Consider the following 3,347-nt stretch of genomic DNA (forward strand, 5'->3'; position numbering starts at 1 on the left):
GTTCTCGAAAGTGACGACTTTCTCACGATGAGACTACCGATACTTTGCTCCCAAAACTTTTCTGCACCAGTGAGGCTTTACCCTGTAGGCATCATAGTCTATTCGCAAATAATCTGAGCTGAAAGTCCTGTTTGCAAGCTGTTTGCACTTAATCTGAGCTCGTTTGCAAATAATGTGAGCCTGATGGTCTTCTTGTTTGCAAATAATGTGAGCTCAAAATTGCCTTGTTTGCGAGCACAACGATTCTTGTTTGCGAGCCGCTACAGCTAGTGGGTAGAATCTATCCGACGTGATGAAGGGTCGGGAGAAATCCTCTCTGGGGGTAATCGCTATGTCCACTGTGAAAGACGGTTCTCGATCGCGGTCTTTGAATCAGCCGTCATGACGGTTTGTCGCGATTGGGGGGTGGAGCCAGTTCCTCCAGTGGTCTGTGGGCAATCGGAGTTTTCCTCACCTCATATTCCTCATGAGGCCAATCCTCAGCGGGTTGGTGGAGGCGTGAAGGATCTTCAGTGGTTGGTGATGGATTATCTGGCTGAGCAGTCTTTCTATCCCGTGCAGGAGGTTGATGAGGAGGGCGATCGCGATCGCAGTGGCGGTAGCGGTGGTGAGGCGGAGGTGTCTGTCTTGAAGCCGGGGTCGCCCTGGAATGCGGCGGCTCCTCATGCCACGGCGGCTGACCTACAAGCTGTGGAGGTGGTGGAGAATCACGCCAAGAACAGCTTTGAACTCTTTTTTCCGGGTAAGCCTGATCCAGCTACTCGGCAACTTCTCAGGGCTTGTGGGTTTCGGCCTAGCAAGAAGAAATCGGGCGATCGCTCAGGGCAGTGGTTCTGGTATGCCAAACAGACTCCAGGCACTACAGAATTTGTGCTGGGGCTGACGGGGTAAAGGGAAGCAATCGCGGTTAAATTGGCGACCATTGCAGTGCAGCAGGCAGTCGGGAGGTAGATATTCTCGCATCTTCCCCTGAAAGCTAGTACACCCGTATGATTTAGTTGGTCATCTTTACAGGAACCTGAGGTGGTGCGGCGAAGAATATTACTGGCACGAGGGCGAGACAACCAGCGGATTGAAACTCTCCTGGTTGATTTGGCCCAAAAGCACCTCGAAAACTTTGAAGATCACTGGCGTCCGATGCTGGAACGAGCTGGAGCAGAGGACAAGTTCTGGGACTGGGTGGTTAAAAAACGGATTTCGCTTTCTTCGGATAACTTCGAGAGCTACGCAATTGAACATGAAGGGATGACTCAAGGCTTGATGGCCATTGAAACTCAATGGCATCGCTCTCAAATTGACCGCCGTAACCGGATCGTTTACGTTCAAGCGATCGCATCGGCTCCTTGGAACCGGAAAGTAATTCAAGCACGGCCTAAACTTCGAGGTGTCGGGACTGCCCTGCTCCTATTTGCCCGTCAACGGAGCTGGGAGCTGGGGTATGAAGGACGGGTTGGCTTACACGCTTTACCGGGAGCGGAAAGCTTCTATGATGACCAAAACATGGCCGACTATGGCCCCGATCCCGAGCGGGAAAATTTGACATACTTTGAGTACGGTCGCTTCCAAAGGTGAGTTATGACCCAAGATGATTTCAACTTCATGGATTTGCTGGAAGATGACGCCTGGTTCGAGGCAGCCGCTCGTCGGGAGGAATCGGTCACTTGTGAGGCCCTAGCGGGCAATGGCTGGGGCACTCATTTGGGAGCCCTCATGGCGAATCCCCAGGGCTTCAGTCAGGTTGCTCAGTTACGGTCAATGGTGGTACAGGCTTGGCAGAAACTCGTCACAGAGTGGGATTTAGGGATTGGCTCAGAGGCGGCGGCAGCGAAAGGCCAGGAACTCATCATGACGCGACTCCATCAGCCGGAACCGGCAGTCCAGGAGGCTTTAATGGCTTTGCTGGCCATGAAGCTCTCAGCACCACAGGGGGAATGGGAGATGACTGACACGGTTCACGCTCAGATGCGCCGGGTGTTTAGCCAAGTGCTCAGGCCAGAAGATTGGGATGACATTGCGATCGCGGCAGCTCAGGCCGTTCAGACTCATGTCAAGCGGCAGGTTCAATTACCCAAGTATGCTTGAACGATCGCACCGCAACAGCCCTCTCTAGATGTAGCGGCTCGTGCGTATTCTCGTAACTTCGGGCTCTTGTCAGCTTTTGGTGATCCAAATTTCATAGAGAACGGTACATAGGAACTATCCTCCGAGATCAGGGTCCTATGGAACTTCTAGAGTATTTTCTGCCCGATGCCTCAACGCTAAGCCTGAAACACTGGGAGCTGGATGCCGAGAGTCATCAGATGGTCCTTACCGTTTGCTCGACCCAAGCGGTAGGCTGTTGCCCGCTTTGTCAGTCCCTGACGGGGCGTATCCATAGCCGCTATGAGCGTACTCTCAAAGACTTACCCCTAGCTCAGTTCGGGCTCACCATCGTGTTGGAAGTGTGTAAGTTCTTTTGCCTGAATGAGACCTGCCGTCGGCGCATCTTCACCGAGCGATTGCCGACGATGGTGGCCCCTTGGGCCAGACGCACCCGACGCTACGCTGAGCAGCTCACCGCCATCGCTCTCAGCTTGGGCGGTGGAGCGGCTGTCCGTCTCGGTCAACATCTGAATGCTGAGGCCAGCCGCAACACCTTTCTACATCTCATCGCCCGCCTATCGTTTCCCGAAACGGACACCCCACGCATTTTGGGCGTGGATGACTTTGCGCTGCGAAGAGGCCATCAATACGGCACGATTTTAGTGGATCTCGAAACGCATCAACCGATCGCCCTATTACCCGACCGTCGCGCTGAGACTTTGGCGGAGTGCTTGAAAGCGCATCCCGGCGTCGAAATCCTATCGCGCGACCGCTCCAAAACCTACAAGCGTGGGATGAATGAAGGCGCACCGGAGGCTATCCAGGTCGCGGATCGCTTTCATTTATTGCATAACCTTGAGGAGACTCTGGAGAAAGCCTTTAAGGGACACAATCAAGTCTTCAGGCGGGTTGAACAAGCCCAAACACCGGACCATGCTGTCGTTGCCCCCGAGTCACCTGAACCGCTGCTACCCTCAGCTGTAACCAAACGGGCTCAACGCTTGGAACGCTATCAGCAAGTCCATGCTTTACGGCAGCAGGGCTTTCGCATCGAAGATATTGCCCATCATCTCGGGATGGGCCAACGCACCGTCTACACCTACCTATCCCATGAGACCTTTCCAGAATGGCAACCCTCGATACGACGACGCGGCAGTGGGCTCGATCCTTACAAAAGCTATTTACTCGAACTATTAGACGACAATGAGCCTGTCGGCTGACGACAACTAGAGAGGCGGATTTATTGATTTCGTCATCTGGATCCA

General features: G+C 53.7%; 3 protein-coding genes and 1 pseudogene. All 4 read left to right on the plus strand.

Annotation, left to right across the window (positions count from 1 at the left end; translation table 11 throughout):
* Window positions 1–381: 381 nt before the first annotated feature.
* Window positions 382–891 (plus strand): hypothetical protein, encoded by a 510-nt coding sequence (locus JUK32_RS10790; RefSeq protein WP_204138862.1) that lies wholly within the window; start codon window positions 382–384, stop codon window positions 889–891.
* Window positions 892–1,023: 132 nt separating this feature from the next.
* Window positions 1,024–1,572: a hypothetical protein gene (locus JUK32_RS10795; RefSeq protein WP_309224528.1), complete on the plus strand. Its 549-nt coding sequence runs from the start codon at window positions 1,024–1,026 to the stop codon at window positions 1,570–1,572.
* Window positions 1,573–1,575: 3 nt separating this feature from the next.
* Window positions 1,576–2,082 (plus strand): hypothetical protein, encoded by a 507-nt coding sequence (locus JUK32_RS10800; protein WP_204138863.1) that lies wholly within the window; start codon window positions 1,576–1,578, stop codon window positions 2,080–2,082.
* Between the two features lie 137 nt (window positions 2,083–2,219).
* Window positions 2,220–3,272: pseudogene (locus JUK32_RS10805) on the plus strand (ISL3 family transposase); the annotation flags it as partial.
* Between the last annotated feature and the right edge of the window lie 75 nt (window positions 3,273–3,347).

Origin of the sequence: Halomicronema sp. CCY15110 (assembly GCF_016888165.1) — a bacterium.
GTDB lineage: Bacteria > Cyanobacteriota > Cyanobacteriia > Phormidesmidales > Phormidesmidaceae > Halomicronema.

Coding starts and splice junctions, on each gene's coding strand:
- JUK32_RS10790 (WP_204138862.1), top strand. CDS start 382: ATGACGGTTTGTCGCGATTGGGGGGTGGAGCCAGTTCCTCCAGTGGTC.
- JUK32_RS10800 (WP_204138863.1), top strand. CDS start 1,576: ATGACCCAAGATGATTTCAACTTCATGGATTTGCTGGAAGATGACGCC.